A 527-nucleotide genomic window follows, 5' to 3' on the forward strand; every position below is an offset into this window, starting at 1 on the left:
AACAGGAGCTGCACGCCCCGGTGCAGGCGCATGACGCCCTGCAAGCCGGCAGCCACACGCCGGCCACGAACCAGGACGACGACCAGCCCAGCGCCCAGGGCGAGCTGGAAGAGCCTGGCTTGCCCACCGCCATCGCCACGCTCGGACTGCACTGGTATCCGTTTCCCCACGCCTTGACGGCAAGCTTGAACTGGTCGTCTTACCTGCGCGACCAGTTGCGTCCTCCTCCATTGGCTTGAGCGGCCCGCGCGGCGGGTGGTTGCCTTGCTGCGCTCTGATCTCTGAACTCAGATCACAGATGTCTGATATCTGTGATCTGAGGCTGGGGCACTGGCCGCTTCCTTTCCCTGATTGCTCTGACCTATGTCTTGTCCGCCGTGCTGGCTGGTCCGCACGGACTTCGGATTGTTCGGATTCTTCGGATCTATTTCGTTCTACAGGAAAAACCATGAAACGCATTGTTCTGTTCCTCGTTACCAACCTGGCCGTGATGCTGGTCTTGAGCTTCACGGCCAGCCTGCTCGGCG

The 527-nt window shown here is 61.1% G+C and carries 1 pseudogene; it reads left to right on the forward strand.

Annotated elements, in window-relative coordinates:
- A pseudogene (locus I5W_RS16750) lies at window positions 1-239 on the forward strand (hypothetical protein); the annotation flags it as partial.
- Window positions 240-527: the final 288 nt, after the last annotated feature.

Source organism: Herbaspirillum sp. B65, assembly GCF_000333555.1.
GTDB classification, from domain to species: Bacteria; Pseudomonadota; Gammaproteobacteria; order Burkholderiales; family Burkholderiaceae_D; genus Herbaspirillum; species Herbaspirillum rubrisubalbicans.